General features: G+C 62.7%; 22 protein-coding genes. 16 read left to right on the top strand and 6 right to left on the bottom strand.

The genetic code is table 11. The features are described 5' to 3' along the window. Window positions 1-95 precede the first annotated feature (95 nt). The 3 genes from BLO80_RS27935 to BLO80_RS27925 all read left to right on the top strand — a co-directional run bounded on the left by BLO80_RS27935 (window position 96) and on the right by BLO80_RS27925 (window position 2,581). On the top strand, window positions 96-1,652 hold the full coding sequence (locus tag BLO80_RS27935; RefSeq protein ID WP_092333706.1) for a bifunctional aminoglycoside phosphotransferase/ATP-binding protein: 1,557 nt from the start codon (window positions 96-98) through the stop codon (window positions 1,650-1,652). A 91-nt stretch (window positions 1,653-1,743) separates the two neighbouring features. Continuing rightward, a complete protein-coding gene (locus BLO80_RS27930) occupies window positions 1,744-2,085 on the top strand; it encodes a pentapeptide repeat-containing protein (protein WP_092333708.1) in 342 nt (113 codons plus the stop codon). 223 nt (window positions 2,086-2,308) lie between these two features. Then, a complete protein-coding gene (locus BLO80_RS27925; protein WP_003205623.1) occupies window positions 2,309-2,581 on the top strand; it encodes a TfoX/Sxy family protein in 273 nt (90 codons plus the stop codon). A gap of 221 nt (window positions 2,582-2,802) precedes the next feature. Here BLO80_RS27925 and BLO80_RS27920 read toward each other — a convergent pair whose 3' ends face one another. From BLO80_RS27920 to BLO80_RS27905, 4 genes are read right to left on the bottom strand one after another with little or no spacing between them, the layout of a single operon-like run. Beyond that, complete coding sequence (locus tag BLO80_RS27920; RefSeq protein WP_092333710.1) at window positions 2,803-3,651, bottom strand: ChaN family lipoprotein; 849 nt, start codon at window positions 3,649-3,651, stop codon at window positions 2,803-2,805. Between the two features lie 22 nt (window positions 3,652-3,673). Further along, entirely contained in the window at window positions 3,674-4,441 is a 768-nt protein-coding gene (locus tag BLO80_RS27915; RefSeq protein WP_092333712.1) for a heme ABC transporter ATP-binding protein, read from the bottom strand. Further along, on the bottom strand, window positions 4,441-5,424 hold the full coding sequence (locus BLO80_RS27910) for a FecCD family ABC transporter permease (RefSeq protein WP_175459563.1): 984 nt from the start codon (window positions 5,422-5,424) through the stop codon (window positions 4,441-4,443). The genes BLO80_RS27915 and BLO80_RS27910 overlap by 1 nt, the downstream gene beginning before the upstream one ends. Before the next feature lie 50 nt (window positions 5,425-5,474). Continuing rightward, complete coding sequence (locus BLO80_RS27905; RefSeq protein WP_092333716.1) at window positions 5,475-6,353, bottom strand: heme/hemin ABC transporter substrate-binding protein; 879 nt, start codon at window positions 6,351-6,353, stop codon at window positions 5,475-5,477. Between the two features lie 255 nt (window positions 6,354-6,608). Here BLO80_RS27905 and BLO80_RS27900 point away from each other — a divergent pair, with 255 nt between their 5' ends. Next, the gene (locus BLO80_RS27900) at window positions 6,609-6,926 is read left to right on the top strand and encodes a Rieske (2Fe-2S) protein (RefSeq protein WP_092333718.1); all 318 of its coding nucleotides are present in this window, start codon (window positions 6,609-6,611) and stop codon (window positions 6,924-6,926) included. On the opposite strand, the gene sfsA is transcribed toward BLO80_RS27900, so the two are convergent. Next, window positions 6,882-7,637, bottom strand: a complete 756-nt coding sequence (gene sfsA, locus BLO80_RS27895; RefSeq protein ID WP_092333720.1) for a DNA/RNA nuclease SfsA — start codon at window positions 7,635-7,637, stop codon at window positions 6,882-6,884. The genes BLO80_RS27900 and sfsA overlap by 45 nt on opposite strands. Next, window positions 7,637-8,809 (bottom strand): pyridoxal phosphate-dependent aminotransferase, encoded by a 1,173-nt coding sequence (locus tag BLO80_RS27890; RefSeq protein WP_092333722.1) that lies wholly within the window; start codon window positions 8,807-8,809, stop codon window positions 7,637-7,639. The genes sfsA and BLO80_RS27890 overlap by 1 nt, the downstream gene beginning before the upstream one ends. A 338-nt stretch (window positions 8,810-9,147) precedes the next feature. Here BLO80_RS27890 and dksA point away from each other — a divergent pair, with 338 nt between their 5' ends. The 12 genes from dksA to BLO80_RS27830 all read left to right on the top strand — a co-directional run bounded on the left by dksA (window position 9,148) and on the right by BLO80_RS27830 (window position 25,413). Beyond that, entirely contained in the window at window positions 9,148-9,591 is a 444-nt protein-coding gene (gene dksA / locus BLO80_RS27885; protein WP_003205639.1) for an RNA polymerase-binding protein DksA, read from the top strand. Between the two features lie 232 nt (window positions 9,592-9,823). After that, window positions 9,824-10,705, top strand: a complete 882-nt coding sequence (gluQRS, locus tag BLO80_RS27880; RefSeq protein WP_092333724.1) for a tRNA glutamyl-Q(34) synthetase GluQRS — start codon at window positions 9,824-9,826, stop codon at window positions 10,703-10,705. Between the two features lie 77 nt (window positions 10,706-10,782). Next, window positions 10,783-10,959: a hypothetical protein gene (locus BLO80_RS27875; protein WP_003176118.1), complete on the top strand. Its 177-nt coding sequence runs from the start codon at window positions 10,783-10,785 to the stop codon at window positions 10,957-10,959. Further along, window positions 10,943-13,897: a sensor histidine kinase gene (locus tag BLO80_RS27870; RefSeq protein WP_162491245.1), complete on the top strand. Its 2,955-nt coding sequence runs from the start codon at window positions 10,943-10,945 to the stop codon at window positions 13,895-13,897. The genes BLO80_RS27875 and BLO80_RS27870 overlap by 17 nt, the downstream gene beginning before the upstream one ends. A 22-nt stretch (window positions 13,898-13,919) precedes the next feature. After that, on the top strand, window positions 13,920-15,353 hold the full coding sequence (locus tag BLO80_RS27865) for a sigma-54-dependent transcriptional regulator (protein ID WP_092333726.1): 1,434 nt from the start codon (window positions 13,920-13,922) through the stop codon (window positions 15,351-15,353). 788 nt (window positions 15,354-16,141) lie between these two features. Beyond that, the gene (locus tag BLO80_RS27860; protein ID WP_170842351.1) at window positions 16,142-17,539 is read left to right on the top strand and encodes a polynucleotide adenylyltransferase PcnB; all 1,398 of its coding nucleotides are present in this window, start codon (window positions 16,142-16,144) and stop codon (window positions 17,537-17,539) included. A gap of 3 nt (window positions 17,540-17,542) precedes the next feature. Next, on the top strand, window positions 17,543-18,028 hold the full coding sequence (folK, locus tag BLO80_RS27855; RefSeq protein ID WP_092333728.1) for a 2-amino-4-hydroxy-6-hydroxymethyldihydropteridine diphosphokinase: 486 nt from the start codon (window positions 17,543-17,545) through the stop codon (window positions 18,026-18,028). A gap of 364 nt (window positions 18,029-18,392) precedes the next feature. Continuing rightward, window positions 18,393-19,193: a 3-methyl-2-oxobutanoate hydroxymethyltransferase gene (gene panB, locus BLO80_RS27850; protein WP_092333730.1), complete on the top strand. Its 801-nt coding sequence runs from the start codon at window positions 18,393-18,395 to the stop codon at window positions 19,191-19,193. Continuing rightward, entirely contained in the window at window positions 19,190-20,050 is an 861-nt protein-coding gene (gene panC, locus BLO80_RS27845) for a pantoate--beta-alanine ligase (RefSeq protein WP_092333732.1), read from the top strand. The genes panB and panC overlap by 4 nt, the downstream gene beginning before the upstream one ends. Before the next feature lie 327 nt (window positions 20,051-20,377). Continuing rightward, window positions 20,378-22,042 (top strand): glucose-6-phosphate isomerase, encoded by a 1,665-nt coding sequence (gene pgi / locus BLO80_RS27840; RefSeq protein ID WP_092333734.1) that lies wholly within the window; start codon window positions 20,378-20,380, stop codon window positions 22,040-22,042. Window positions 22,043-22,232: 190 nt separating this feature from the next. Next, complete coding sequence (acs, locus tag BLO80_RS27835; protein WP_092333736.1) at window positions 22,233-24,170, top strand: acetate--CoA ligase; 1,938 nt, start codon at window positions 22,233-22,235, stop codon at window positions 24,168-24,170. Window positions 24,171-24,396: 226 nt separating this feature from the next. Next, entirely contained in the window at window positions 24,397-25,413 is a 1,017-nt protein-coding gene (locus tag BLO80_RS27830) for a class I SAM-dependent rRNA methyltransferase (protein ID WP_092333738.1), read from the top strand. Window positions 25,414-25,499 lie beyond the last annotated feature (86 nt).

Here is a 25,499-nt window from a genome sequence, read left to right as displayed (position 1 = left end):
CCGCGGTTCAACATGAGCCGCCATGCGGTTTGCGTTAGCGCGGCTTGCCGCCATAATGACGGCCTTGAATTTTCCCAGACTCTGAAGGACCGCCCGTGAGCCAATCCCTGATCGCCGCCCTGCAAAACCCGGCCCTCTACCCGCATCCCGTCGAAGCGTTCCAGGTCATCGAAACCCACATTTCCTGGGTATTGCTCACCGGGCCATACGCCTACAAATTCAAAAAGCCGGTCAACTTCGGTTTCCTCGATTTCACCAGCCTCGAGGCGCGCCAGCATTTCTGCGGCGAAGAGTTGCGCCTGAATCAGCGCCTGACCCAAGACCTGTACCTGGACGTGCTGCCGATTACCGGTAGCGTCGAAGCACCACAACTGGGTGGCGACGGTCCGGCCATCGAATACGCCCTGAAGATGCGTCAGTTCCCGCAAAGCCAATTGCTCAGCACGTTGCAAGCCAACGGCGAACTGACCACCGCGCACATCGACGAGATGGCCGCCCAGATCGCCCAGTTCCACCTCTCCACGCCCAAGGTGCCCGCCGAAAACACCGCCGGTACCCCGCAAAGCGTGATGGCGCCGGTGCTGCAGAACTTCGAACAGATCCGTCCGTTCCTCAACGACAAGGCCGACCTGCTGCAACTCGAAGCGTTGCAAGCCTGGGCCGAAAGCAGTTTCGAACGCCTCAAGCCGCTGCTCGCCCAGCGCAAGGCCGAAGGCTTCATCCGTGAATGCCACGGCGATATCCACCTGGGCAACGCCACCGTGATCGACGGCAAGGTGGTGATTTTCGACTGCATCGAATTCAACGAACCGTTCCGTTTCACCGACGTCTACGCCGACACCGGCTTCCTGGCGATGGACCTGGAGGACCGTGGTCTCAAGTCCCTGGCGCGGCGTTTCGTCAGCCAGTACCTGGAACTGACTGGCGACTACCAGGGCCTGGAACTGCTGAACTTCTATAAAGCCTACCGCGCCCTCGTCCGGGCAAAAGTCGCGCTGTTCAGCATGCCGGCCGAAGCCGATCCGGTGCAGCGCGCCACCACCCTGCGCCAATACCGCAACTACGCCAACCTGGCCGAAAGCTACAGCACCATTCCTTCGCCTTTCCTGGCCATCACCCACGGTGTTTCGGCCGTTGGCAAAAGCCACGTCGCGATGCGCCTGGTAGAGGCACTGGGCGCCATTCGCCTGCGTTCGGACGTGGAGCGCAAACGCCTGTTCGGCCAGCAACAGGTGCCCAACGATCCACAAGCCGGCATCTATAGCAGCGACGCCAGCAGCGCCACCTACGCCCGCCTGCATGAAGTCGCCGCGGCGATCCTGCGCGCCGGATTCCCGGTAGTGATCGACGCCACCTACCTCAAACACGATCAGCGCGACGCCGCGGCAAAAGTCGCCGAGGCCACGGGCGCTCCGTTCCTGATCCTCGACTGCGACGCGCCGCAAGCGGTCATCGAAAGCCGGCTGGCACAGCGCCAGGCCGACCAACAAGACCCCTCCGATGCGAACCTGGCAGTCATCGCCGCGCAACAGTCCAGCCGTGAAGCCCTGACCCCGGCGGAAATTCTCTGCAGCAAACGGGTCCAAACCAACGAAAGCGGTACGCTCGACATCGTGGTCGCGCAGATCCGCCAGCGCCTGCCAGGCCTCTAGATCACTATTTCGGCCGTGAAGCGATGTCCGGCTTCACGGCCGCCAAATAGTGGCACTATACTGGCGTCATAAAACCATCAGGTGATATGAAATGAGCCTTCCCAAACTTCTCGGTACCCCGCTTTATGCCTTGCTGCGCAAAGATGACATCGCCGGCTTCAACAGCGAACGCCCACGAGGTCCGGTCGACATGCGCGGCGGTGATTTTCGAGGCCTTGACCTGCGGGAACTGAACGCGGACGACGTTGACTTCAGCGACGCCTACTTCCGCTCCGCCGATTTGCGCGGCATCGATTTTCGCAAGTCGTCGCTGGAGGGCGCGAGCCTGGCCCATGCGCAGATATCCGGCGCCTACTTTCCGCCCGAACTGTCTGCGGATGAAATCTTGATGTCGATGAACTTCGGCACCCGGCTGCGCTACCGCACCCGCTGACAGTGCCTGAACCGGGCCGGCCGACGCGCGGCCCCGCCACGACCGAACGGATCTCCAGCGCCCCCGCTTGCGCTGGAGAATGCAGTCTTTTCCCTCCCCATCGTGCGTAATGCATTAGAAGCTTTTGCATCGAATCCCACCAAAGAATCACGCTTTTCCTACTGACCGCTACACTGCTCAGAAGCTTGCCCACCGCACCAGTCGGCCGTCGCAAGGAGGCTCGATGAATGATGAACTGCAACACCTGAAGAATCTGGGCAAGACATCGGCCCAGTGGCTGCACGCCGTGGGTATCCACAGTGCTTCCGATCTACGCCGGCTCGGGGCGGTGGACGCCTATCGCGCCGTGCGCACGCGCGGCTTCCGGGCGTCCAAGGTGTTGCTGTACGCCATCGAGGGTGCGTTGATGGATGTGCATTGGAATGACATCCCCGCTGAACGCAAGGAAGCCCTGAATAAACAGTTGGACGCCATTTCGACGCGTCACAAAGCCTGAGCCCCTTTCATTTGCAGTGCGAACCCTGGCCACGAGGTTATTTCGACGAATCGCAAAAACAATGTTTGACATGGTAATGAGAATCGCTATGATTACCACATCCAGTCGCGAGACTGGCCGATATTTGAACAGCCCTTGGTTCGGACTCTCAGATATCTCCTCATCAGGCTAATCACGGTTATTTGACCCGGCTCTTGCCGGGTCTTTTTTTGCCTGCGATATCACTTACCGATGTGTTCGCGCATCTGCGCACAATAATCCTGGGGCGGCATGGCCGGGGTGTACCACACGTAGTCCGCCATGGCCGACGTCACGTCACTGCCCTCCTCGGCCAACATCAGGACAATCGGCGCCTCGCTGGCGCCGAGGTCCAACGCGTGCAGCGGCACGCCGAGATCTTTTCGCCCATGCCAGGCGCCCGCAAACAACAATGCCGGTGCCGGCGCTTGCAGCAGACGTTCGGCCATGCGCCGGTCACGCTGTTGCTGCACGGCCAGCATGGGTGGCATTTGCGACTCCGGCAGCAAACCGCAGTGGGATTCACGGATCTGTCCCAGCAACGCGTCCTTCACCGTGGCGGCATTGGCGCGAGCGCCCATCACGCTGGGCGCTTGTCGGTAGAAACGCTGGATCTCGGCGGCGTCCAGATTGGCGGCCAGCAATGGATAGCGTTGGGCCAGGGCAAACTCGACGATGGGTCCGTACAGGCTCCAATCCCAGCCGGGGGACCAGGCCAACGCGTCGGGCAGGTCCTTGGGCAAGGCGGGCAGCTGGCGGACCGACTCAACGCGTGGCTGTTGAGAGGGGGTGAGCATTTCCAGCAACAGGCTGCCCTGGGCCCGCTGGCCGGCCAAGGCCTGGAGCAGCCATAGCTGCAGCGCGTGATGATCGGGATTGTCGTGCCGCTCCCCCACCACCACTCGAGGTGCCTTTGCCAGGCGTTCGACCAGCGCCTGGGGCGTCACGGCCTGGCCGTTGTGCAAATCACGGATCCGTCCACCGAGCGGGGGCGGGGCGATGCTCTGGCACGCCGTCAGTACACTCAATGCCAGAATCAGGAGCAGGCGCACGTCCGTATCCTCCAGGGCGCCCTCAACGGGCGATGATCAATGGATGCCCGCGCTCCGGATGGTCTTGCACCAGCACGTCCAGGCCAAACACCGCCTTGAGCGGTTCCGGGCGCAGTACGTGCCGGGGAGTGTCCAGGGCCACCGGTCGACCGGACGCGAGCAGCAACAGCCGATCACAGTAACGCGCCGCCAGGTTCAGGTCATGCAGGATCACCAGCACGGCGGCGCCGCGACCGGCGAATTCACGCACCGCCTGGAGGATGGTGTGCTGATGCAGCGGATCGAGCATCGAGGTCGGCTCGTCCAGCAACAGGGTCTGCCCCGCTTCACCCGGCCACAACTGCGCCAACACCCGTGCCAGATGCACCCGCTGGCGTTCGCCGCCGGACAACGCCAGGTAACTGCGACCGTGCAGATGCGCGGCATCTGCCGCTTGCAGCGCCGCGGCGACGATCTGCTCGTCGCGCAGCCGACCACTCTGATGCGGCAGGCGCCCCATGCCGACGACTTCCTCGACGCGAAAGGCAAAATCCAGGGTCGAGGACTGCGGCAAGACCGCCAGGCGACGGGCGCGCTCGGCCCCCTGCCATTGGGCCAGTGGACGGTCTTCGAGCCAGACCTGCCCCTGGCTCGGCCGCAATTGGCCACACAGGCCCGCCAGCAAGGTACTTTTGCCCGCACCGTTGGGCCCGAGTACACCGAGCACTTCGCCGGGGTTGAGCAGCAGATCGATGTCCGCCAGCACAGTGTTGCGGCCACGCTGAATGTGCAGGTCCTGTGCTCGCAACATCAGGCGCGCCCTCGTACCAATAGATAGAGGAAAAACGGCGCGCCGATGAAGGCCGTGACGATGCCGATCGGCAATTCCGCGGGGGCCAGCGCCAAGCGTGCCACCAGGTCGGCGAGCAACAACAGGCTTGCCCCCGCCAGCACTGAAGCGGGCAGCAACACACGGTGGTCGGGGCCGGCCACCAGGCGCACCAGATGCGGCACCACCAGCCCGACGAAACCGATCATGCCCGCGGCCGCCACCGCCGCGCCAACCCCCAGGGCCGTACAAAACACCAGCTCACGCTTGAGGGCTTCGACGTTGACGCCCAAATGGGCTGCCTCGGACTCGCCCAGCAACAGCGCATTGAGCTCACGGGCCCGGCGTGGCAGCCAGAGCGCCACGCCGGCACTGACCAGCAACAACGGCCACAACCTCGCGTAACTGGCACCGTTGAGACTGCCCAGGTTCCAGAACGTCAGGGTGCGCAGGGTCGCGTCGTCCGCCAGGTAGGTGAACAGGCCGACGGCGGAACCGGACAGCGCGGTCAGGGCAATGCCCGCCAGGAGCATGGTCGCGACATGGGTCTGGCCATTGCGGCGGCCGAGGCGATAGACCAGCGCCGTAACGCCGAGCCCGCCAAGGAACGCACACAACGACAACACGTAAGGGCCGAAGGCTTCGGGCAACCCGCCCAGCGCCGAGCTACCGACAATGGCGAAGGCTGCGCCCAACGCCGCACCGCTGGACACGCCCACCAACCCCGGGTCTGCCAGCGGGTTACGGAACAGTCCCTGCATCGCCACACCGGACAACGCCAACACCCCGCCCACCGCCAAGCCCAGCAGGGTCCGCGGCAAACGGATCTGGCCGAGGATCAGTTCGGCCTGCTCCAGGCCATCGGCGGCCACCGGCAAGCCCAACAGGCGTAAAGCGGCGCGCAAGGTATCCAGCAGCGGCAGGCTCACCGGCCCCAGGGCCAGGGACAGCCAGGTCGCCAGCAAACACAGCAGGCCCAGGCCGATAAATAAAGTGCGTGGCTTGATCGACGAAGTCATGGCGCCGCGGCCGGCTCAGCCGGATAAAAGCCTGCCGTCAGTTTCACCAGGCTTTGCGGCAGCCGCGGGCTCAATCCGCCCACCAACAGCGTCGGGTCGAGCTCCATGACGCGCCCGTCCCTGGCGGCTCGGGTCGAGGAAAGGATCGGATTTTCCCTGAACAGCGCCGCACGGGCCTCTTCCCCACTCAAGGCACGGTCGGCGAAGACCAGCACTTCAGGATTCAGGCCGGCCAGGGTTTCCACAGAAAAAGACTTGTAACCGCTGTGGGTCGCCAGGTTGTGACCGCCGGCCTGCTGCAACAGCCAATCGGCAGCCGTGCCCTTGCCAGCGACCAGCGGCTTGCCACCGGAACTGCCCACCAACAGCAATACGCCGGGAGCCTTTTGCTTGCGCTGGGCCTCGGTCACCCGGGCATGCTGCTGGGTAATCTGTTCCTGATAACGGTCGAACAACCGTGTCGCCTCGGCCTGCGCCCCCAGCAATTGCCCCAGGTGCTGCAAGTTGCCCTGCAGGGTCGGCAGGTCTGGCGTGGCCGAGAACAATTCGACCTTTACGCCGGCGCTGCGGATTTGCGCCAGCACAGGTGGCGGCCCCATTTCCTCGGTACCCACCAGGATCTGCGGACGCAGGCTCAATATGCCCTCTGCGGACAATTGTCGCTGATAGCCAATGCTGGGCAAGGCCCGCAAGGATTCAGGATGCTGGCTGGTGGTGTCCACGCCCACCAGTTTCGACTCGCCCCCCAGTGCACTGATCCACTCCGACAAGGCACCGCCGGCGCTGACCCAACGCTGCGGCGACTCAGCCGCGCTGGCCCCCTGGTTGACCAACAGTGCGACACAGAGCGCAACAACGCGGATGTTCAGACGCATCGGGCAGCTTCCTCAAAGAAGTTTTTCGCAGGACCGGGCCGGGCCAAGTATCCTCGACCACCTGCGAAGGAGGCGCCATTTGATAATTGTTTTCATTTGACCGTCAAGGGTGGATCTTTTGCCACACGAAACCTGTGGGAGCGAGCTTGCTCGCGATAGCGGCCTGTCAGTCACTGAGAGGTTGAATGTGCCGCCGTCATCGCGAGCAAGCTCGCTCCCACAGAGGCTCACTCCGACAGATATATAGAGACACACATGAAGTTTCTTTGTACCGCCGCCGAACTGCCCGACAACGGCAGTCGCGGTTTCGACCTCGATGGGCGCAAGGTGCTGGCCGTGCGACGCGCCGGCCAGGTGTATGCCTATCTCAACCGCTGCCCGCACCGGGGCGTGCCACTGGAGTGGCAACCCGACCAGTTCCTCGACCCCAGCGCCAGCCTGATCCAGTGCGCCACTCACGGCGCGCTGTTCCTGATCGAGAGCGGTGAATGCGTGGCCGGCCCTTGCGCCGGTCAGTTCCTGCCCGCGCTAGACAGCCGGGAGGACGAGCAAGGCGTCTGGGTCGAACTCTAGTGTCGTGAGCAACACTGGCAACGCACGGTCCACCCGCATCTGCTCGGGCGTCAACGTAACTCCGTAGGCCAACACTTCCACCCCCGCCGCCACCGCATCATGCAGGGCTGCGGCGTATACCGGGTCGATCTCGTGGGCCGGGCGCACGGCCTCGATGCCACTCAGGTTCACGCAATACAGCTGCACCGCTCGGACACCTTCCCGGGCCAGGCAGGCGAGCTCCCTCAGGTGCTTGGCTCCGCGCAGCGTGACCGCATCGGGAAATGCCGCCACCTGGGTGCCATCGAAACCCAACGTGACACTTTTGACTTCGACCCAGGCCGAGCCTTGAGCGTAGTCCAGGCGAAAATCGATGCGGCTGTTTTCCACCCCATAAGCCACTTCACGCTTGAGCCCGGTGAACCCGTTCAGTTCACTGATGACCCCGGCGCGCAAGGCTTCTTCGACCAAGGCGTTGGCCCGTGCGGTATTGATGCAGGCCAGCCGCCCTTGAGGGGTTTCGCCGATTTCCCAGGTACCGGGCAACTTGCGCTTGGGGTCGCTGGAGCGACTGAACCAGACGCGCGCGCCTTCAGCCATGCAGTTGAGCATCGAGCCGGTGTTGGGGCAGTGAATAGTGAGGAGTTCGCCGTGAACGGTCTCGATATCAGCGAGAAAACGCTTGTAACGTCGAATCAGACGACCTTCTTCCAACGCAGGGGAAAAACGCATCAGCCTTGCCAGCTCCGCAGTCCACGTTCGATTCGCGCCACCGCTTCCTGTAGCCGCGGCAAGCTCTGTGTGTAGGCGAACCGCACATGGTGGCTGGCCTGATGACGGCCGAAATCCAGCCCCGGGGTGAAGGCCACGTGTTCGGTTTCCAGGAAATGCTGGCAGAACGCAAAGGCATCGCCGCCGAAGGTGCTGATATCGGCATAGAGGTAAAACGCCCCTTGGGGCTCCACCGCGATACCGAAGCCCAACTCCCGCAAGGCCGGCAGCAAAAAGTCGCGGCGCAGCGCGAACTCGGCCCGCCGCTGTTCGAAGATTTCGATGGTGGCGGGCTCGAAACAGGCCAGGGCGGCGTACTGGGCCATGCTCGGCGCACTGATGTAGAGGTTCTGCGCAAGTTTTTCCAGCTCGCCGATGGCCGCCGAAGGGGCCACCAACCAGCCCAGCCGCCAGCCGGTCATGCCGAAATATTTGGAAAAACTATTGAGGACAAAGGCGTCGTCGTCGACTTCCAGCACACTGGCGGCGTCGGTGCCATAGGTCAGGCCGTGATAGATCTCGTCCACCACCAGATGGCCATTGTGACCCTTGATGGCCTTGGACAACCCTGCCAGTTCGTCCCGGGTGAGAATCGTCCCGGTCGGGTTCGCTGGCGAGGCCACCAACGCACCGACGCTGTCCTGGTCCCAATGACGGTTCACCAGGTCCGGCGTCAATTGGTAGCGCACATCCGGCCCCACAGGCACCAATTGCGCCGCGCCTTCCACCAGGCGCAGGAAATGACGGTTGCACGGATAGCCGGGGTCGGCCAGCAGCCAATGCTTGCCCGGGTCCACCAGCAAGGCGCTGGTCAGCAGCAACGCGCCGGAGCCGCCCGGCGTGATCATGATGCGTCGAGGATCGATCTCCACCCCGTAGCGCTGGCCATAGAAACCCGAGATGGCTTCGCGCAGCTCGGGAATGCCACGGGCCGCGGTGTAGCGGGTCTTGCCCGCCGTCAGCGCGGCCTGGCCGGCCCGGATGATCGGTTCGGCGGTGGTGAAGTCCGGCTCGCCAATCTCCAGGTGGATGACGTCATGCCCGGCGGCTTGCAGTTCGTTGGCGCGCGCCAACAGCGCCATCACATGGAAAGGTTCGATGGCGCGGCTGCGCGCACTGTAGGGCTGAGCCATTGGCCTTCCTTCAGGGGAAAAAGAACCGATTCTACCCAACTCGGCAACAACTGCGGGAACGCGCGCGAGGCCAAAGCGGTCTGAGCCCTCGAATTGCAGGAAATGACTCCCGCGATTGGCCCAGGCTTGACTAGAATCAAGCATTGAGCAGGTTTAGATCCCCACCGAAGCGAACCCGGCCACGTTTTACAGACCCCGGCCGCCGCAGGCTCGACAACCGGGAGTAGCGCGGCCCGATTTGATCTGGTAAGTTCGCCCGCTTGCAGCCGCAGGGCCGGCAGGTGTCGGTGATGGAGCAATCCTGCGTAGTGGATTACAAGAGTAGAGGCGGTCCATTCATGCCCACCCAAGCAAAGCAGAATCAAAATCAGTCGCTCAGCGGGTTTGAGCCTTACGTCCCGCAAGCTGGCGAAGAGTATATGGGCGCCCCCATGCGCGCGCACTTCACCAAGATCCTGAACAAGTGGAAACAGGACTTGATGCAGGAAGTCGATCGCACCGTGGATCACATGAAAGACGAAGCGGCCAACTTCCCCGACCCGGCCGACCGTGCCAGTCAGGAAGAAGAGTTCAGCCTCGAACTGCGCGCCCGTGACCGTGAGCGCAAGCTCATCAAGAAAATCGACAAGACCCTGCAACTGATCGAGGACGAAGAATACGGTTGGTGCGAGTCCTGCGGCATCGAGATCGGCATTCGTCGCCTTGAAGCCCGTCCGACCGCCGACCTGTGCATCGACTGCAAGACCCTGGCGGAAATCAAGGAAAAACAGGTCGGCAAGTAATCGCCGGGGCTGTTATCGAAACGGAGCGTTCATACGCTCCGTTTTTTGTTTCCGATATTTTCTCCAAGCTTCGATGCCCCCTGTGGGAGCGAGCTTGCTCGCGATAGCAGTGGTTCAGCCAACGGTGATGTGGCTGACAGGTCGCTATCGCGAGCAAGCTCGCTCCCACAAAGGGATATGCTTTGTTGTCGAGATTGTATGCCCACCGCCCGGACCCAGTAACATTCGCCCTATGACTGCCTACATCGGACGCTTCGCCCCCACCCCCAGCGGCCACCTGCATTTCGGTTCGCTGGTCGCCGCACTGGCATCGTACCTGGATGCCCGGGCCGTGGACGGGCGCTGGTTGCTGCGCATGGAAGACCTCGACCCGCCCCGGGAAGAACCGGGCGCGCAAGCGGCGATTCTCAAGGCGCTGGAAAGCTACGGGTTTGAATGGGACGGCGAAATGGTTCGCCAGAGCGAGCGCCATGACGCCTATGACCCAGTCATCAACCGGCTGTTCAGCCAGGGCCTGGCCTATGCCTGCACCTGTTCGCGCAAGCAACTGGAGGCGTACCGGGGCATTTATCCGGGCCTGTGCCGCAATGCCGGGCACGGCACCGAGGACGCTGCCATCCGCCTGCGCGTCCCCGAGCTCGAATACCACTTCACCGACCGGGTCCAAGGCGAATTCCGCCAGCACCTGGGCCGTGAAGTCGGTGATTTCGTGATCCGCCGCCGCGACGGACTCTATGCCTATCAATTGGCCGTGGTCCTGGACGATGCCTGGCAAGGGGTGACCGATATCGTGCGCGGCGCCGACCTGCTGGACTCCACGCCGCGCCAGCTCTACCTGCAAGAACTGCTCGGGTTGCCACAACCGCGTTACCTGCACGTGCCGTTGATCACCCAGCCCGACGGGCACAAGCTCGGCAAATCCTACCGTTCACCGCCACTGGCGGCCGACCAGGCCACGCCGCTGCTGCTACGGGCGTTGCGCGCGCTGGGCCAGCAACCGGGCCTCGAACTGGACGACGCCAGCCCACGGGAACTGCTGGCCTGGGGCATTCGCCACTGGGACGCGGGCAAGATCCCGCGCACACTGAGCCTGCCCGAAGCGCAAATACGTTGACGGGCCTTGCAGCTTGGCCCCCATCCGTTACCATCGCCGCACGTTTTCGGGCACGCGCATAAATTAGAGAGGCCGGGATGTATATCTATCGCTTGGTCCTGCTCCTGGTAGTGGGGATTTACTTGTTCTCCCCGGCCATCATGGATTGGTGGATCGATGCCACGGGCGCCTGGTATCGGCCGTATCTGCTCTGGCTGATCCTGATTGTCGTGACCTTCATCCTGCAGAGCCAAAAAGATGCCGATGAGCTTTAGCCTGACCCAGATGATCCTGATCAGCGCCGCCTACCTGGCGGTGCTGTTCGGCGTGGCCTGGATCAGCGAACGGGGCATGATTCCCCGGGCGATCATCCGCCACCCGCTGACCTACACCCTGTCGCTGGGTGTCTATGCCAGCGCGTGGGCGTTCTATGGCACGGTCGGGCTGGCCTATCAGTACGGCTATGGTTTCCTCTCCAGTTACCTCGGCGTATCGGGCGCGTTCCTGCTGGCGCCGGTGTTGCTCTACCCGATCCTGAAAATCACCCGCACCTACCAACTGTCCTCCCTGGCCGACCTGTTCGCCTTTCGCTTTCGCAGCACCTGGGCCGGGGCCCTGACCACGATCTTCATGCTGGTCGGGGTGTTACCGTTACTGGCCCTGCAAATACAGGCCGTGGCCGACTCCATCAGCATCCTGACCCGCGAGCCGGTGCAGCACCGAGTGGCGTTGAGTTTCTGTGTGCTGATCATCCTGTTCACGATTTTCTTCGGTTCCCGGCACATCGCCACGCGGGAGAAACACGAAGGCCTGGTGTTCGCGATCGCCTTCGAGTCGGTGATCAAGTTGATTGCCATCGGCGGCGTCGGTCTCTATGCCCTGTACGGCGTGTTCGACGGCCCGCAACAGCTGGAAGTGTGGCTGCTGCAGAACCAGACCGCCCTCGCCGCCTTGCACACGCCCTTGCAGGAAGGCCCGTGGCGCACGCTGTTGCTGGTGTTCTTCGCCTCGGCCATCGTGATGCCGCACATGTACCACATGACCTTTACCGAAAACCTCAACCCGCGCTCGCTGGTGAGCGCCAGTTGGGGCCTGCCGCTGTTCCTGCTGCTGATGAGCCTGGCGGTGCCGCTGATCCTCTGGGCCGGCTTGAAGCTGGGCGCCAGCACCAACCCGGAATATTTCACCCTGGGCATCGGCATCGCCGCCAACAGCAAGGCCCTGGCCTTGCTGGCCTACGTCGGCGGCCTGTCGGCGGCCAGCGGCCTGATCATCGTCACCACGCTGGCCTTGTCGGGGATGGCCCTCAACCACCTGGTGCTGCCGCTCTACCAGCCACCGGCCGAAGGCAACATCTACCGCTGGCTGAAATGGACCCGACGGGCGCTGATCGTCGCGATCATCATGGCCGGCTACGGTTTCTACCTGATGCTGGGCGACGGGCAGGACCTGGCCAACCTGGGCATCGTCGCCTTCGTCGCCACCTTGCAATTCCTGCCCGGCGTGTTGTCGGTGCTGTATTGGCCGACCGCCAACCGCCGCGGCTTCATCGCCGGCCTGCTGGCGGGGATCCTGGTATGGCTGGTGGCAATGCTGCTGCCGCTGATGGGTAACTTGCAGGGTTTCTATATTCCGCTGCTGAACATGATCTACGTGCTCGACGACACCAGTTGGCATATGGCGGCCATCGCTTCCCTGGCAGCGAACGTGCTGATGTTCACCCTGATCTCACTGTTCACCAACGCCAGCAGCGAAGAGGCCAGCGCCGCCGAAGCCTGTGCGGTAGACAATGTTCGTCGTCCGCAGCGCCGCGAGCTGCACGCCGCCTCGCCCCAGGAGTTCGCCACGCAACTGGCCAAGCCCCTGGGCGCCAAAGCCGCGCAAAAGGAAGTCGAACAGGCCCTGCGCGACCTTTACCTGCCCTTCGATGAACGCCGCCCGTATGCCTTGCGTCGCCTGCGGGACCGGATCGAGGCCAACCTGTCCGGTCTGATGGGCCCCAGCGTGGCCCAGGACATGGTCGAGACGTTCCTGCCCTACAAGGCCGGCGGCGAGAACTATGTCACCGAAGACATCCACTTCATCGAAAGCCGCCTCGAGGATTACCACTCGCGCCTCACCGGCCTGGCCGCCGAACTGGACGCCTTGCGCCGTTACCACCGCCAGACCCTGCAGGAACTGCCGATGGGCGTGTGTTCCCTGGCCAAGGACCAGGAAATCCTGATGTGGAACAAGGCCATGGAAGAACTGACCGGGATCGCCGCCCAGCGCGTGGTCGGCTCACGCCTGAGCACCCTGGGCGAGCCATGGAAAGGCTTGCTGCAAGGCTTCATCGACCTGCCTGACGAGCACCTGCACAAACAGCACCTGGCCCTCGACGGCCAGACCCGCTGGCTGAACCTGCACAAGGCGGCGATCGACGAGCCGTTGGCACCGGGCAACAGCGGCCTGGTGCTGCTGGTGGAAGACCTGACCGACACCCAGATGCTCGAAGACAAGCTGGTCCACTCCGAACGCCTGGCAAGCATCGGCCGGCTGGCCGCCGGGGTGGCCCACGAAATCGGCAACCCGATCACCGGCATCGCCTGCCTGGCGCAGAACCTGCGCGAAGAGCGCGAGGACGACGGCGAACTGACGGAAATCAGCGGCCAGATCCTCGAACAGACCAAGCGCGTGTCGCGCATCGTCCAGTCGCTGATGAGCTTCGCCCATGCCGGCGGTCACCAGCACAATGACGAGCCCGTCTGCCTGGCCGAAGTGGCCCAGGATGCCATTGGTCTGCTGGCCCTCAACCGGCGCAATTTCGAAGTGCAATTCTTCAACCTGTGCGACCCGGACCATTGGGTCGATGGCGACCCCCAGCGGCTCGCCCAGGTGTTGATCAACCTGCTCTCCAACGCGCGGGACGCCTCACCGGCCGGCAGCGCGGTGCGGGTCAAGAGCGAAGCGTTCGAACACACGGTCGACCTGATCGTCGAAGACGAAGGCAGCGGTATTCCACAGAACATCATGGACCGATTGTTCGAACCCTTCTTCACCACCAAGGATCCTGGCGAAGGCACCGGTCTGGGCCTCGCACTGGTCTATTCCATCGTTGAAGAGCATTATGGACAAATCACCATCGACAGCCCGGCCGATGTTCAGAGCCAACGCGGCACCCGTATCCGGGTGACCTTGCCGCGTCATGTCGAAGCGACGTCCGCTGTGAACTGAGACCGTCGAGAGAATCGAATCAATGCCGCACATTTTGATCGTCGAAGACGAAACAATTATCCGCTCCGCCTTGCGCCGCCTGCTGGAACGCAACCAGTACCAGGTCAGCGAAGCCGGTTCAGTGCAGGAAGCACAAGAGCGTTTCAGCATTCCCACGTTTGACCTGATTGTCAGCGACCTGCGCCTGCCTGGCGCCCCGGGTACCGAGCTGATCAAGCTCGGCCAGGGCACGCCGGTGCTGATCATGACCAGCTACGCAAGCCTGCGCTCGGCGGTCGACTCCATGAAAATGGGCGCGGTGGACTACATCGCCAAACCGTTCGACCACGACGAAATGCTCCAGGCCGTGGCCCGCATCCTGCGTGACCGGCAGGCGGCGACCAGCAACCCGGCGGAACCCGTCGGCAAGGCCAGCGCCTCGGTGAAAGTCGGGGCCAGCAACAGTAATGGCGAAATCGGCATCATCGGCTCCTGCCCGCCCATGCAGGACCTGTACAGCAAGATCCGCAAAGTGGCGCCGACCGACTCCAATGTCCTGGTCCAGGGCGAGTCCGGCACCGGCAAGGAGCTGGTGGCCCGTGCCCTGCACAACCTGTCGCGCCGGGCCAAGGCACCGATGATCTCGGTGAACTGCGCGGCCATTCCGGAGAGCCTGATCGAGTCCGAACTGTTCGGTCACGAGAAAGGGGCGTTCACTGGCGCCAGCGCCGGGCGTGCCGGGCTGGTGGAAGCGGCGGACGGCGGCACGTTGTTCCTCGATGAAATCGGCGAGCTGCCACTGGAGGCCCAGGCGCGGTTGCTGCGGGTGCTCCAGGAGGGCGAAATCCGCCGGGTCGGCTCGGTGCAGTCGCAGAAGGTCGATGTCCGCCTGATCGCGGCCACCCACCGTGATCTCAAGAGCCTGGCGAAAATCGGCCAGTTTCGCGAAGACTTGTATTACCGCTTGCACGTGATCGCCTTGAAGCTCCCTGCCCTGCGCGAGCGTGGCGCGGACGTCAATGAAATCGCCCAGGCGTTTCTGGCCCGCCAGAGCGCGCGGGTCAACCGCACCGACCTCAAGTTCGCCCCGGACGCCGAACAGGCCATTCGTCATTACGCCTGGCCGGGTAACGTTCGGGAGCTGGAAAACGCGGTCGAGCGGGCAGTGATCCTGTGCGAGAGCCCGGAAATCTCCGCCGACCTGCTGGGCATCGACATCGAACTGAGCGACCTGGACGACGAAGAATTCATCGGCCTGGCCCCACAACAAGGCGGCGCTGCCAACAACACCAGCCACGAACCCACCGAAGACCTGTCCCTGGAGGACTACTTCCAGCATTTCGTCCTCGAGCACCAGGACCACATGACCGAGACCGAGCTGGCACGCAAGCTGGGCGTCAGCCGCAAATGCCTGTGGGAACGGCGCCAGCGCCTGGGCATTCCACGGCGCAAGACCGGGGCGACCAGCGAAAGCTGACTGTGTGGGAGCGGGCTTGCTCGCGAATGCGGTGTGTCAGTCGCGCTATAGGCAAGCTGATGCCCCATCGCGAGCAAGCTCGCTCCCACAGGGGATGTGAAAAAACTGTTACCCCAGTCTTTTTCACGTAACAGAAGCCGGGGTTTACGGTAACGAAACCCCGGCTTTTTTTCGCCTCGGAAAAATGGCTACAGCCATGAAACCCCCGGTTTCTCTGGGTTTCGCAAAAGTTGGCACGCACCCTGCTATAGCTTTGGTACAAGAACAATAACAAGCAATGCAAAAGACAATAAAAACAAGACGAATCGACTCACGCACAATAAAAACAAGACGGCGAGAGGCGCAGCTAACTGATTCTTTTGGAGAGGCGTTGTATTTGGGGCTTGCCCCACAACCAGGCCGAGAACAATAAAAACTGTCTCAAGACAGGTGCCTGAACTGGTTGGATCGATTGATCACTGCAACACAGCGACCAAAGCAATCCGTTTGCTCTTGGCTCCCGATTGGGAGGGTCACGAAGGGAAAACCTCGTGGCGCGGGCACTCAACAAAAACAAGAAGCCCGAAACCAATAATAAAAACAGAGCACGCAACTAATTCTGGGGGAGCTTCGGCTCCCCTTGTGGTTTCTGTCGTTCCGCCTCCCCCGCAGCCTACAAGCCTGTCGCCTGAAGCTTGCAGCTCAAACGCCTGCGTCCTACACCATCCCTCGACTAAATGCTAGAATCCCCGCCCATCATGCGGTCATTCTTCGTTTTTGGCCGAATATTCCTTCAAACAGTGCATCCCATGCTGAAGAAGCTGTTCCAGTCATTCCGTTCTCCCTTGCGTCGTACGCAACACATTCGCAGCACGCCTGAAGTGCTCAACAGCGGCCAGCATTCGCTGCAAAAGGCCCAGTTCAGCCGTTATGCGGTGAACATCGTCGAACGTTTGCAGAACGCCGGCTACCAGGCTTACCTGGTCGGTGGCTGCGTGCGCGACATGCTGCTCAACATCACCCCCAAGGATTTCGACGTCGCCACCAGCGCCACGCCGGAACAGATACGGGCAGAGTTTCGCAATGCGCGGATCATTGGCCGGCGCTTCAAGCTGGTTCATATCCACTTCGGCCGCGAGATCATCGAAGTGGCGACCTTCCGCGCCAATCATCCGCAAAACGATGAAGAGGAAGACAGCAACCAGTCTTCCCGCAACGAGAGCGGACGCATCCTGCGCGATAACGTCTACGGCACGCTGGAAGAAGACGCGCAACGCCGCGACTTCACCATCAACGCCCTGTATTACGATCCGGTCAGCGAACGCATCCTCGATTACGCCAACGGCGTACACGACATTCGCAATCGTCTGATCCGCCTGATCGGCGACCCGAAGCAGCGCTACCAGGAAGACCCGGTGCGGATGCTGCGAGCCGTGCGTTTCGCCGCCAAGCTGGATTTCGGCATCGAAAAACACAGCGCCGTGCCGATTCGCGAACTGGCGCCCATGCTGCGGGAAATTCCCTCGGCGCGCCTGTTCGAGGAAGTGCTCAAACTGTTCCTGTCAGGCAACGCGGCAGACACCTTCGAGATGCTGGTGGACCTGCAGCTGTTCGATCCGCTGTTCCCCGCCAGCGCCGAGGCCCTGGAGCACAACCCGACCTACACCCACACCTTGATCAGCGAAGCACTGATCAACACCGACCTGCGCATCAAGCAGAACAAGCCGGTGACGCCGGCGTTCCTGTTCGCCGCCTTGCTCTGGCCTGCCCTGCCGGCCCGGGTGCTGCGCCTGCAAGACCGTGGCATGCCGCCGATCCCGGCGATGCAGGAAGCCGCCCACGAGCTGATCGCCGAACAGTGCCAGCGCATCGCCATTCCAAAACGCTTCACGATGCCGATCCGCGAGATCTGGGACATGCAGGAGCGCCTGCCACGGCGCAGCGGCAAACGTGCCGACCTGCTGCTGGACAACCCGCGTTTCCGCGCCGGCTACGACTTCCTGCTGCTGCGTGAAAGCGCGGGCGAGCAGACCGATGGCCTGGGCGAATGGTGGACCGATTACCAGGACGCCAACGACAGCGAGCGCCGCGATATGATTCGTGAGCTCAGCGGCAAGGACGACGGCGCCAGCGGCCCACGCAAGCGTCGCCGCAGCAGCGGTGCCAAGCGCAAGCGTGCCGGTGTACCGAGCGCATCGGGCGAGTAATCGATGGAGCGCATCTACGTCGGCATGGGCAGCAACCTGGCCGAACCCGCCGAACAATTGCGCAGTGCCGTCCAGGCGCTGGCGCAATTGCCCAATACCCAACTGGTGGGAGTCTCGGCGTTTTACCAAAGCGATTCCCTGCTACCCGGCCAGCCGCGCTACACCAATGCGGTGGCGGCGCTGGACAGCCACCTAGCACCGCTGGACCTGCTCGATGCGCTGCAAGCCATCGAAACCGGACAGGGTCGCGAACGCCTCGAACGCTGGGGGCCGCGCACCCTGGACCTGGACATCCTGCTGTTCGGCGATCGCCTGATCGACGAGCCCCGCCTCAAGGTCCCCCACTACCATATGCAAGCCCGGGCCTTTGTCCTGTACCCACTGGCCGAACTGGCCCCCGCCGACCTGCGCCTGGCCGATGGACGCTTGCTCAAGGACCTGCTTGCCGCGTGCCCATTCGTCGGCCTGGAACGCCTGCCCGCCCACTGACGAAAACCATCCCTGTGGGAGCGAGCTTGCTCGCGATAGCGTCGGCACATCCAGCATCCAGGGTGACTGACACACCGCCATCGCGAGCAAGCTCGCTCCCACAGGTTCCGGGACCGGACAGTCACTTCCGGGGCGCTCCCCCAAGCTGAAACGCATCAGTCACCTCGGTAACACCCGGCGGTAACACATCCAATTGACTTCCCGATTGCTCCTCACGACTATAGGCGTCCCGCTGCCGCCAACGCGGCGCTAAAGGGCGCAATCCAGGCCTTACAAGCACCACGCATAGAAGGTGCGCCTGTATAGATAACGAATCATGCGCGTTACTCGCAGTCATTCACGAGCGCCTAATGAGGACTTTTTCATGCCAGCTATTACCCTGACCACGCTGCAAGGTCTCAAGCAAAAAGGTGAAAAAATCACCATGCTGACCTGCTATGACGCAACCTTCGCCCATGCCTGCAACGAGGCCGGTGTCGAAGTGCTGCTGGTGGGCGATTCCCTCGGCATGGTGCTGCAAGGTCACGACAGCACGCTGCCGGTCACCACCGCCGAGATGGCCTACCATGTGGCCGCCGTCAAGCGCGGTAACACCGATGCGCTGATCCTCGCCGACCTGCCGTTCATGGCCTACGCCACCCTCGAACAAACCATGGCCAACAGCGCCATGCTGATGCAGGCCGGTGCCCACATGGTCAAGGTCGAAGGCGCATTGTGGCTGGCCGATTCGATTCGGCTGCTGGCCGAGCGGGGCATTCCGGTGTGCGCGCACCTGGGCCTGACCCCCCAAGCGGTGAATATCCTCGGTGGCTACAAGGTCCAGGGCCGCAATGAGAACCAGGCGCGGCAGATGCGCGCCGATGCGATTGCGCTGGAGCAGGCGGGCGCGGCGATGCTGCTGCTCGAATGCGTACCCAGCGAGCTGGCTGAAGAAATCACCCAGGCGGTGAAGATCCCGGTGATCGGGATCGGCGCCGGCAACGCCACCGATGGCCAGGTGCTGGTGCTGCACGACATGCTCGGGCTGTCGATCACCGGTCGCGTGCCCAAGTTCGTGAAGAACTTCATGGCCGGGCAAACCTCCATCCAGGGCGCCTTGAGTACCTACGTCGCTGAAGTCAAGGCCGCGACGTTCCCGGGCGCCGAACACGGATTTTCCGCATGAACACCGTCAAAACCGTACGCGAGCTGCGCGCCGCCGTGGCCCGTGCCCGCGGCGAAGGCAAACGCATCGCCTTCGTGCCGACCATGGGCAACCTGCACAGCGGTCATGTGGCGCTGGTCACCAAGGCCACACAACGGGCCGACTTCGTGGTGGCGAGCATTTTCGTCAATCCACTGCAATTCGGCGCCGGCGAAGACCTGGACAAATACCCCCGCACCCTGGCAGCCGACCAGGAAAAACTGCTCCAGGCCGGCTGCCATCTGCTGTTCGCCCCCAGCGTCGAAGAAATGTACCCCGACGGCATGGCCGGACAGACCCGGGTCAGCGTCCCGCAATTGTCCGAAGGCTTGTGCGGCGCCAGTCGTCCAGGGCATTTCGAGGGCGTGGCGACGGTGGTCAGCAAGCTGTTCAACATGGTCCAGCCTGACATCGCGGTGTTTGGCCAGAAAGACTTCCAGCAACTGGCGGTGATCCGCGCCCTGGTCCATGACTTGAACATGCCGATCCAGATCATCGGCGAGCCGACCGTCCGCGCCGAGGATGGCTTGGCGCTGTCGTCACGCAATGGCTTCCTCAGCCCGGATCAACGCGCCGTCGCGCCCGTGGTCTATCACGGCCTGAGCCAGATCGCCGAGGCCATCAAGCAGGGCCGGCGGGATTTCCCGGCTCTGATCGGCGAACAGCTCAAGCAACTGGAAGCTGCCGGCCTGCGTCCCGATTACCTGGAAATCCGTGATGCCAAGACCTTGCGCCCGGCGTTGAGCGAGGACCGCGACTTGGTGATTCTGGTGGCCGCCTTCCTCGGTACCACGCGCCTGATCGATAACCTGCATCTGGACCTCGACACCCCCGCCTGAGCATCACAAAACCCTGTGGGAGCGAGCTTGCTCGCGATGGCGATGCATCAGTCGACATCGATATCGGCTGACCTGCCGCCATCGCGAGCAAGCTCGCTCCCATAGTGAGTCATCTGCGTCCCGTCTGTCGGACCATTCCCGCCCTCGTTGTATAAAAAAGTACCGGGGACCGGTCAGACAAAGTCAAGACAGATTGCAACGCGAGGTTTACTGTAGTCGCCCTGCGTCTGGCGATCATGTCGATGCAGTGTCCGGATGCCCACCTCGAGCCGCGCCGGAATTTTTAGTGTACAAAAGGTCGTTCAAGTAAAAAGGAAACCCGCAGCGATGGCGTATTACCGAACCCCTCATGACGTGACCGCTCTGCCAGCCTGGCAAGCGCTGAATGACCACCGCAAAGCCATGCAGGATTTCAGCATGCGCGAAGCGTTCAATGCCGATCCGCAGCGTTTCACTCAATTCACCCTGTCGAGCTGCGGCCTGTTTCTCGACTACTCGAAAAACCTGATCAACGCCCAGACCCGCGACCTGCTGGTGGGCCTGGCCAACGAAGTCGACCTCAAGGGCGCGATCAAGTCGCTGTTCGAGGGCGAAATCGTCAACGCCTCGGAAAACCGCCCGGCCCTGCACACCGCCCTGCGTCGGCCGGTAGGGGACAAGTTGCTGGTCAACGGCGTCAACGTGATGCCGGACGTGCACAAGGTGCTGAACCAGATCACTGACCTGGTCGGCCGCATTCACGACGGCCTGTGGCGCGGCTACACCGAAAAGCCCATCACCGACGTGGTGAACATCGGCATCGGTGGTTCTTTCCTCGGCCCGGAACTGGTGTCCGAAGCGCTGTTGTCCTACGCGCAAAAAGGCGTTCGCTGTCACTACCTGGCGAACATCGACGGCAGCGAGTTCCATGAACTGACCATGAAGCTGCGCGCCGAGACCACGCTGTTCATCGTCTCGTCGAAATCCTTCAACACCCTCGAAACCCTGAAGAACGCCCAGGCCGCCCGCGCCTGGTACCTGGCCCAGGGTGGTTCCGAAGCAGAGCTGTATCGCCACTTCATCGCCGTGTCGAGCAACAACGCCGCCGCCGTGGCCTTCGGCATCCGTGAAGAGAACATCTTCCCGATGTGGGACTGGGTCGGCGGGCGTTACTCGCTGTGGTCGGCCATCGGCCTGCCGATCGCCCTGGCCATCGGCATGTCGAACTTCAAGGAATTGCTCTCCGGCGCCTATTCCATGGACCAGCATTTCCAGAGCGCCCCGTTCGAGCAGAACATGCCGGTGCTGCTGGCGCTGCTGGGGGTGTGGTACGGCAATTTCTGGGGTGCGCAGAGCCATGCGATCCTGCCGTACGACCACTACCTGCGTAACATCACCAAGCATTTGCAGCAATTGGACATGGAATCCAACGGCAAGAGCGTGCGCCAGGACGGTACCCCGGTGTCGACCGACACGGGCCCGGTGATCTGGGGCGGCGTCGGCTGCAACGGTCAGCACGCCTACCACCAGTTGCTGCACCAGGGCACCCAGTTGATCCCGGCCGACTTCATCGTGCCGATCGTCAGCTTCAACCCGGTTTCCGACCATCACCAGTGGCTGTACGCCAACTGCCTGTCCCAGAGCCAGGCGCTGATGCTGGGCAAGACCCGCGCCGAGGCCGAAGCCGAGCTGCGGGACAAGGGCGCCAGCGAAGAAGAGGTGCAGAAACTGGCTCCCCACAAGGTGATCCCGGGCAACCGTCCGAGCAACACCCTGGTGGTCGAACGCATCAGCCCACGGCGCCTCGGCGCACTGGTGGCGCTGTATGAACACAAAGTGTTCGTGCAAAGCGTGGTCTGGGGTATCAACGCCTTCGACCAATGGGGCGTGGAGCTGGGCAAGGAACTGGGCAAGGGCGTCTACAACCGCCTGGTGGGCAGCGAAGAAAACCCGGCCGAAGATGCCTCGACCCAAGGCTTGATCAACTACTTCCGCGGGCGTCACCGCGGCTGATCTTGGGGTTGCACTGCCCTTGTGGGAGCGGGCTTGCTCGCGAAGACGGTGTGTCAGTTGCCATTAATGTATCTGACACACCGCTTTCGCGAGCAAGCCCGCTCCCACAATGACTCCATGTACAACTTGAACTCGATATTCCCAGGGCGCATCTTTATGACTTGTCGCAAAACAAGAATAAGGAACCGTCATGTTCGATATCAGCCAGTACCCCCAAGCCGATGCCGTCCGCCGGGCTGCGCAACTGAGTCAGGACGAGTACAAGCGGCTCTACAAAGAATCCATCGAACACCCCAGCGCCTTCTGGGCCGAGCAGGCCACACGCTTTCTCGACTGGATGACGCCTTGGCAAACCGTCCAGCGCTATGACCTCAAGAACGGCGACGCGACCTGGTTCGCCGGCGGCAAGCTGAACGTCAGCGCCAATTGCATCGACCGTCACCTGGACACACGAGGTGACCAGATCGCGATCATCTGGGAAGGCGACAACCCCGCCGAATCGGCGCAAATCACCTACAAGAAACTGCACAACCATGTGTGCCGCCTGGCCAACGTGCTGAAAAGTCGCGGCGTAAAGAAAGGCGACCGGGTCTGCATCTACATGCCGATGATTCCCGAGGCCGCCTACGCCATGCTCGCCTGCACCCGCATCGGCGCGGTGCATTCGGTGGTGTTCGGCGGTTTCTCGCCGGACTCCCTGCGCGACCGGATCCTCGATGCCGATTGCCGCACCGTGATCACGGCTGACGAAGGCGTGCGTGGCGGGCGCTTCATACCGCTAAAGCGCAACGTCGACAAGGCCCTGGAAAGCTGCCCGAACGTCAGCACCGTGCTGGTGGTCGAGCGCACCCAGGGCGAGGTGGGCTGGGTTGAAGGTCGTGACCTCTGGTATCACCAGGCAATGCACGACATGAGCGACGACTGTCCACCCGAACCGATGGACGCCGAAGACCCGCTGTTCATTCTCTACACCTCCGGCAGCACCGGCAAACCCAAGGGCGTGCTGCACACCACGGGCGGCTACCTGCTGCAAGCGGCGATGACGTTCAAGTACGTGCTGGACTACCGCGACAACGAAGTGTTCTGGTGCACCGCCGACGTCGGTTGGGTCACCGGCCATAGCTACATCGTCTACGGCCCGCTGGCCAACGGCGCCACCACGCTGATCTTCGAGGGCGTGCCGAGCCACCCCAGCAGTTCGCGCTTCTGGCAGGTGATCGACAAGCATCAGGTCAATATCTTCTACACCGCACCCACCGCCCTGCGCGCGTTGATGCGCGAAGGGGCCGGACCGTTGCAGGAAACGTACCGCAAAAGCCTGCGATTGCTCGGCAGCGTCGGTGAGCCGATCAACCCGGAGGCGTGGGAATGGTACTTCAACGTGGTAGGCGAACAGCGCTGCCCGATTGTCGATACCTGGTGGCAGACCGAAACCGGCGGCATCATGCTCAGCCCGCTGGTCAGCGCCCCACGGCTCAAACCGGGCTGCGCCACCCGGCCGATGTTCGGTGTGCAACCGGTCTTGCTGGATGAGGTGGGCAAGGAAATCAGCGGCGCCGGCAGCGGTGTACTGGCGATCAAATCCAGTTGGCCTGGGCAGATTCGCAGTGTCTATGGCGACCACCAGCGCATGGTGGACACGTACTTCAAGCCTTACCCCGGCTATTACTTCACCGGCGATGGGGCGCGCCGCGACGAAGACGGCGATTACTGGATCACCGGGCGCATTGACGACGTAATCAACGTCTCCGGGCATCGCATCGGCACCGCCGAGGTGGAAAGTGCCCTGGTGCTGCACGACAGCATCGCCGAAGCGGCCGTCGTCGGCTATCCCCACGACCTCAAGGGCCAGGGCATCTATGCCTTTGTCACGCCGATGAACGGTGTGGAGGCCAATGACGAGCTGAAGAAGGAATTGCTGGCCCACGTCAGCAAGGAAATCGGCAGCTTCGCCAAGCCAGAACTGATCCAGTGGGCGCCCGCGCTGCCCAAGACCCGTTCGGGCAAAATCATGCGGCGCATCCTGCGCAAGATCGCCTGCAACGAACTCGACAGCCTCGGCGACACCTCGACCCTGGCCGATCCAAGCGTGGTGGAAGGGCTGATCGACAAGCGCCTGAACCGCTGAGCCAGACAACTTGGCTTCCTAGAAGCACCGGGCCTCTGTGGCGAGGGAGCTTGCTCCCGCTGGAGTGCGTAGCGCTCCCAAAAATGATAGGGCCGCTGCGCAGCCCAGCGGGAGCAAGCTCCCTCGCCACAGGTCGGTGTCCGGCTTCAGATCCGTATGCAATCCCCCAACCTGGGTTTGCATAACTGCTAAACTCCCGCGCCTCATTCTCTAAGGCGCGCCCGGCATGTCTTCCTTGAATCAGGCGCTGCGCGCCGCCCTCGACCAGCGTCAGGAGCTGCTCGGCCAACTGCACTCGCAAGGCACCGACTGCTATCGCCTGTTCCACGGCAGCCAGGAGGGCGCGCCCGGCCTGACCGTCGACCGCTACGGCCCGCAACTGCTGGTACAGAGCTTCCATCAGTCGCTGGAGCGGGACGACCTGCTGCAGCTGCACGGCCTCGTCAACGAACGGCTGGGCCTGGAAACCCTGTTGGTCTACAACGACCGCGCCCGGGGCAATTCGCGCGTCGACCGCCAGGACACGGTCTATCAGGCTGACGAGGCCGCCCTGCAAGACCTGGTCGGGCATGAATGGGGCTTGAATTATCGCGTTCGCGGCCGCCATGCCGGGCAGGATCCCCTGCTGTTTCTCGACCTGCGCAACGCCCGGGGCTGGGTCAAGGCACACAGCCGCGGCAAAAGCGTGTTGAACCTGTTCGCCTACACCTGCGGCGTCGGCCTGAGCGCAGCGGCCGGTGGCGCGCGGGAGGTGTGCAACCTGGATTTCGCCGAAGGCAACCTGGCGGTGGGTCGCGAAAACGGCCTGCTCAACCCCGATTTGCCGCCGATGGGGTTCGTGCAGTCGGATTATTTCCCGGCGATTCGCCAACTGGCCGGCCTGCCCATCAGCCAGCGCCGTGGGCAAAAACTGCCCAACTACGTGCGCCTGGAACAACGCCAGTACGATCTGGTGCTGCTCGATCCACCGGCCTGGGCCAAAAGTGCGTTCGGCACCGTCGACCTGTTGCGCGACTACCAAAGCCTGCTGAAGCCGGCATTGCTCACCACCGCCGACGATGGCGTGCTGATCTGCTGCAACAACCTGGCAAAAGTGTCCATGGACGACTGGCGCGACCAGGTGTTGCGTTGCGCGGAAAAAGCCGGTCGCCCAGTGCGCGAGTGGAGCGTACTGACGCCCGGCAGCGATTTCCCCTCCCTGGACCAGCAACCGCCACTCAAGACCCTGGTCCTCCAGCTCTAGGCCAGGCTCAAAATTCTCACGCAAAAAACGGACAAATCTCTTAAATCACAGTGGCTTCGGAACCGTAAACGCATGCCATACTCCAA

Origin of the sequence: Pseudomonas sp. NFACC56-3 (genome assembly GCF_900100025.1) — a bacterium.
Classification (GTDB): domain Bacteria; phylum Pseudomonadota; class Gammaproteobacteria; order Pseudomonadales; family Pseudomonadaceae; genus Aquipseudomonas; species Aquipseudomonas fluorescens_AA.
Note: the sequence above shows the minus strand (reverse complement) of the source record. Positions and strands in the feature narration are given on the sequence as shown.

Excerpts from the sequence above, each read along its gene's own strand:
- BLO80_RS27905 (WP_092333716.1), bottom strand. The coding sequence starts at position 6,353 with ATGCGTCTGAACATCCGCGTTGTTGCGCTCTGTGTCGCACTGTTGGTC.
- pgi (WP_092333734.1), top strand. The coding sequence starts at position 20,378 with ATGGCGTATTACCGAACCCCTCATGACGTGACCGCTCTGCCAGCCTGG.
- BLO80_RS27875 (WP_003176118.1), top strand. The coding sequence starts at position 10,783 with ATGTATATCTATCGCTTGGTCCTGCTCCTGGTAGTGGGGATTTACTTG.
- acs (WP_092333736.1), top strand. The coding sequence starts at position 22,233 with ATGTTCGATATCAGCCAGTACCCCCAAGCCGATGCCGTCCGCCGGGCT.
- panC (WP_092333732.1), top strand. The coding sequence starts at position 19,190 with ATGAACACCGTCAAAACCGTACGCGAGCTGCGCGCCGCCGTGGCCCGT.
- folK (WP_092333728.1), top strand. The coding sequence starts at position 17,543 with ATGGAGCGCATCTACGTCGGCATGGGCAGCAACCTGGCCGAACCCGCC.
- BLO80_RS27925 (WP_003205623.1), top strand. The coding sequence starts at position 2,309 with ATGAATGATGAACTGCAACACCTGAAGAATCTGGGCAAGACATCGGCC.
- BLO80_RS27860 (WP_170842351.1), top strand. The coding sequence starts at position 16,142 with ATGCTGAAGAAGCTGTTCCAGTCATTCCGTTCTCCCTTGCGTCGTACG.
- BLO80_RS27900 (WP_092333718.1), top strand. The coding sequence starts at position 6,609 with ATGAAGTTTCTTTGTACCGCCGCCGAACTGCCCGACAACGGCAGTCGC.
- BLO80_RS27915 (WP_092333712.1), bottom strand. The coding sequence starts at position 4,441 with ATGTTGCGAGCACAGGACCTGCACATTCAGCGTGGCCGCAACACTGTG.
- sfsA (WP_092333720.1), bottom strand. The coding sequence starts at position 7,637 with ATGCGTTTTTCCCCTGCGTTGGAAGAAGGTCGTCTGATTCGACGTTAC.
- BLO80_RS27865 (WP_092333726.1), top strand. The coding sequence starts at position 13,920 with ATGCCGCACATTTTGATCGTCGAAGACGAAACAATTATCCGCTCCGCC.
- BLO80_RS27870 (WP_162491245.1), top strand. The coding sequence starts at position 10,943 with ATGCCGATGAGCTTTAGCCTGACCCAGATGATCCTGATCAGCGCCGCC.
- BLO80_RS27890 (WP_092333722.1), bottom strand. The coding sequence starts at position 8,809 with ATGGCTCAGCCCTACAGTGCGCGCAGCCGCGCCATCGAACCTTTCCAT.
- BLO80_RS27930 (WP_092333708.1), top strand. The coding sequence starts at position 1,744 with ATGAGCCTTCCCAAACTTCTCGGTACCCCGCTTTATGCCTTGCTGCGC.
- dksA (WP_003205639.1), top strand. The coding sequence starts at position 9,148 with ATGCCCACCCAAGCAAAGCAGAATCAAAATCAGTCGCTCAGCGGGTTT.
- BLO80_RS27830 (WP_092333738.1), top strand. The coding sequence starts at position 24,397 with ATGTCTTCCTTGAATCAGGCGCTGCGCGCCGCCCTCGACCAGCGTCAG.
- gluQRS (WP_092333724.1), top strand. The coding sequence starts at position 9,824 with ATGACTGCCTACATCGGACGCTTCGCCCCCACCCCCAGCGGCCACCTG.
- panB (WP_092333730.1), top strand. The coding sequence starts at position 18,393 with ATGCCAGCTATTACCCTGACCACGCTGCAAGGTCTCAAGCAAAAAGGT.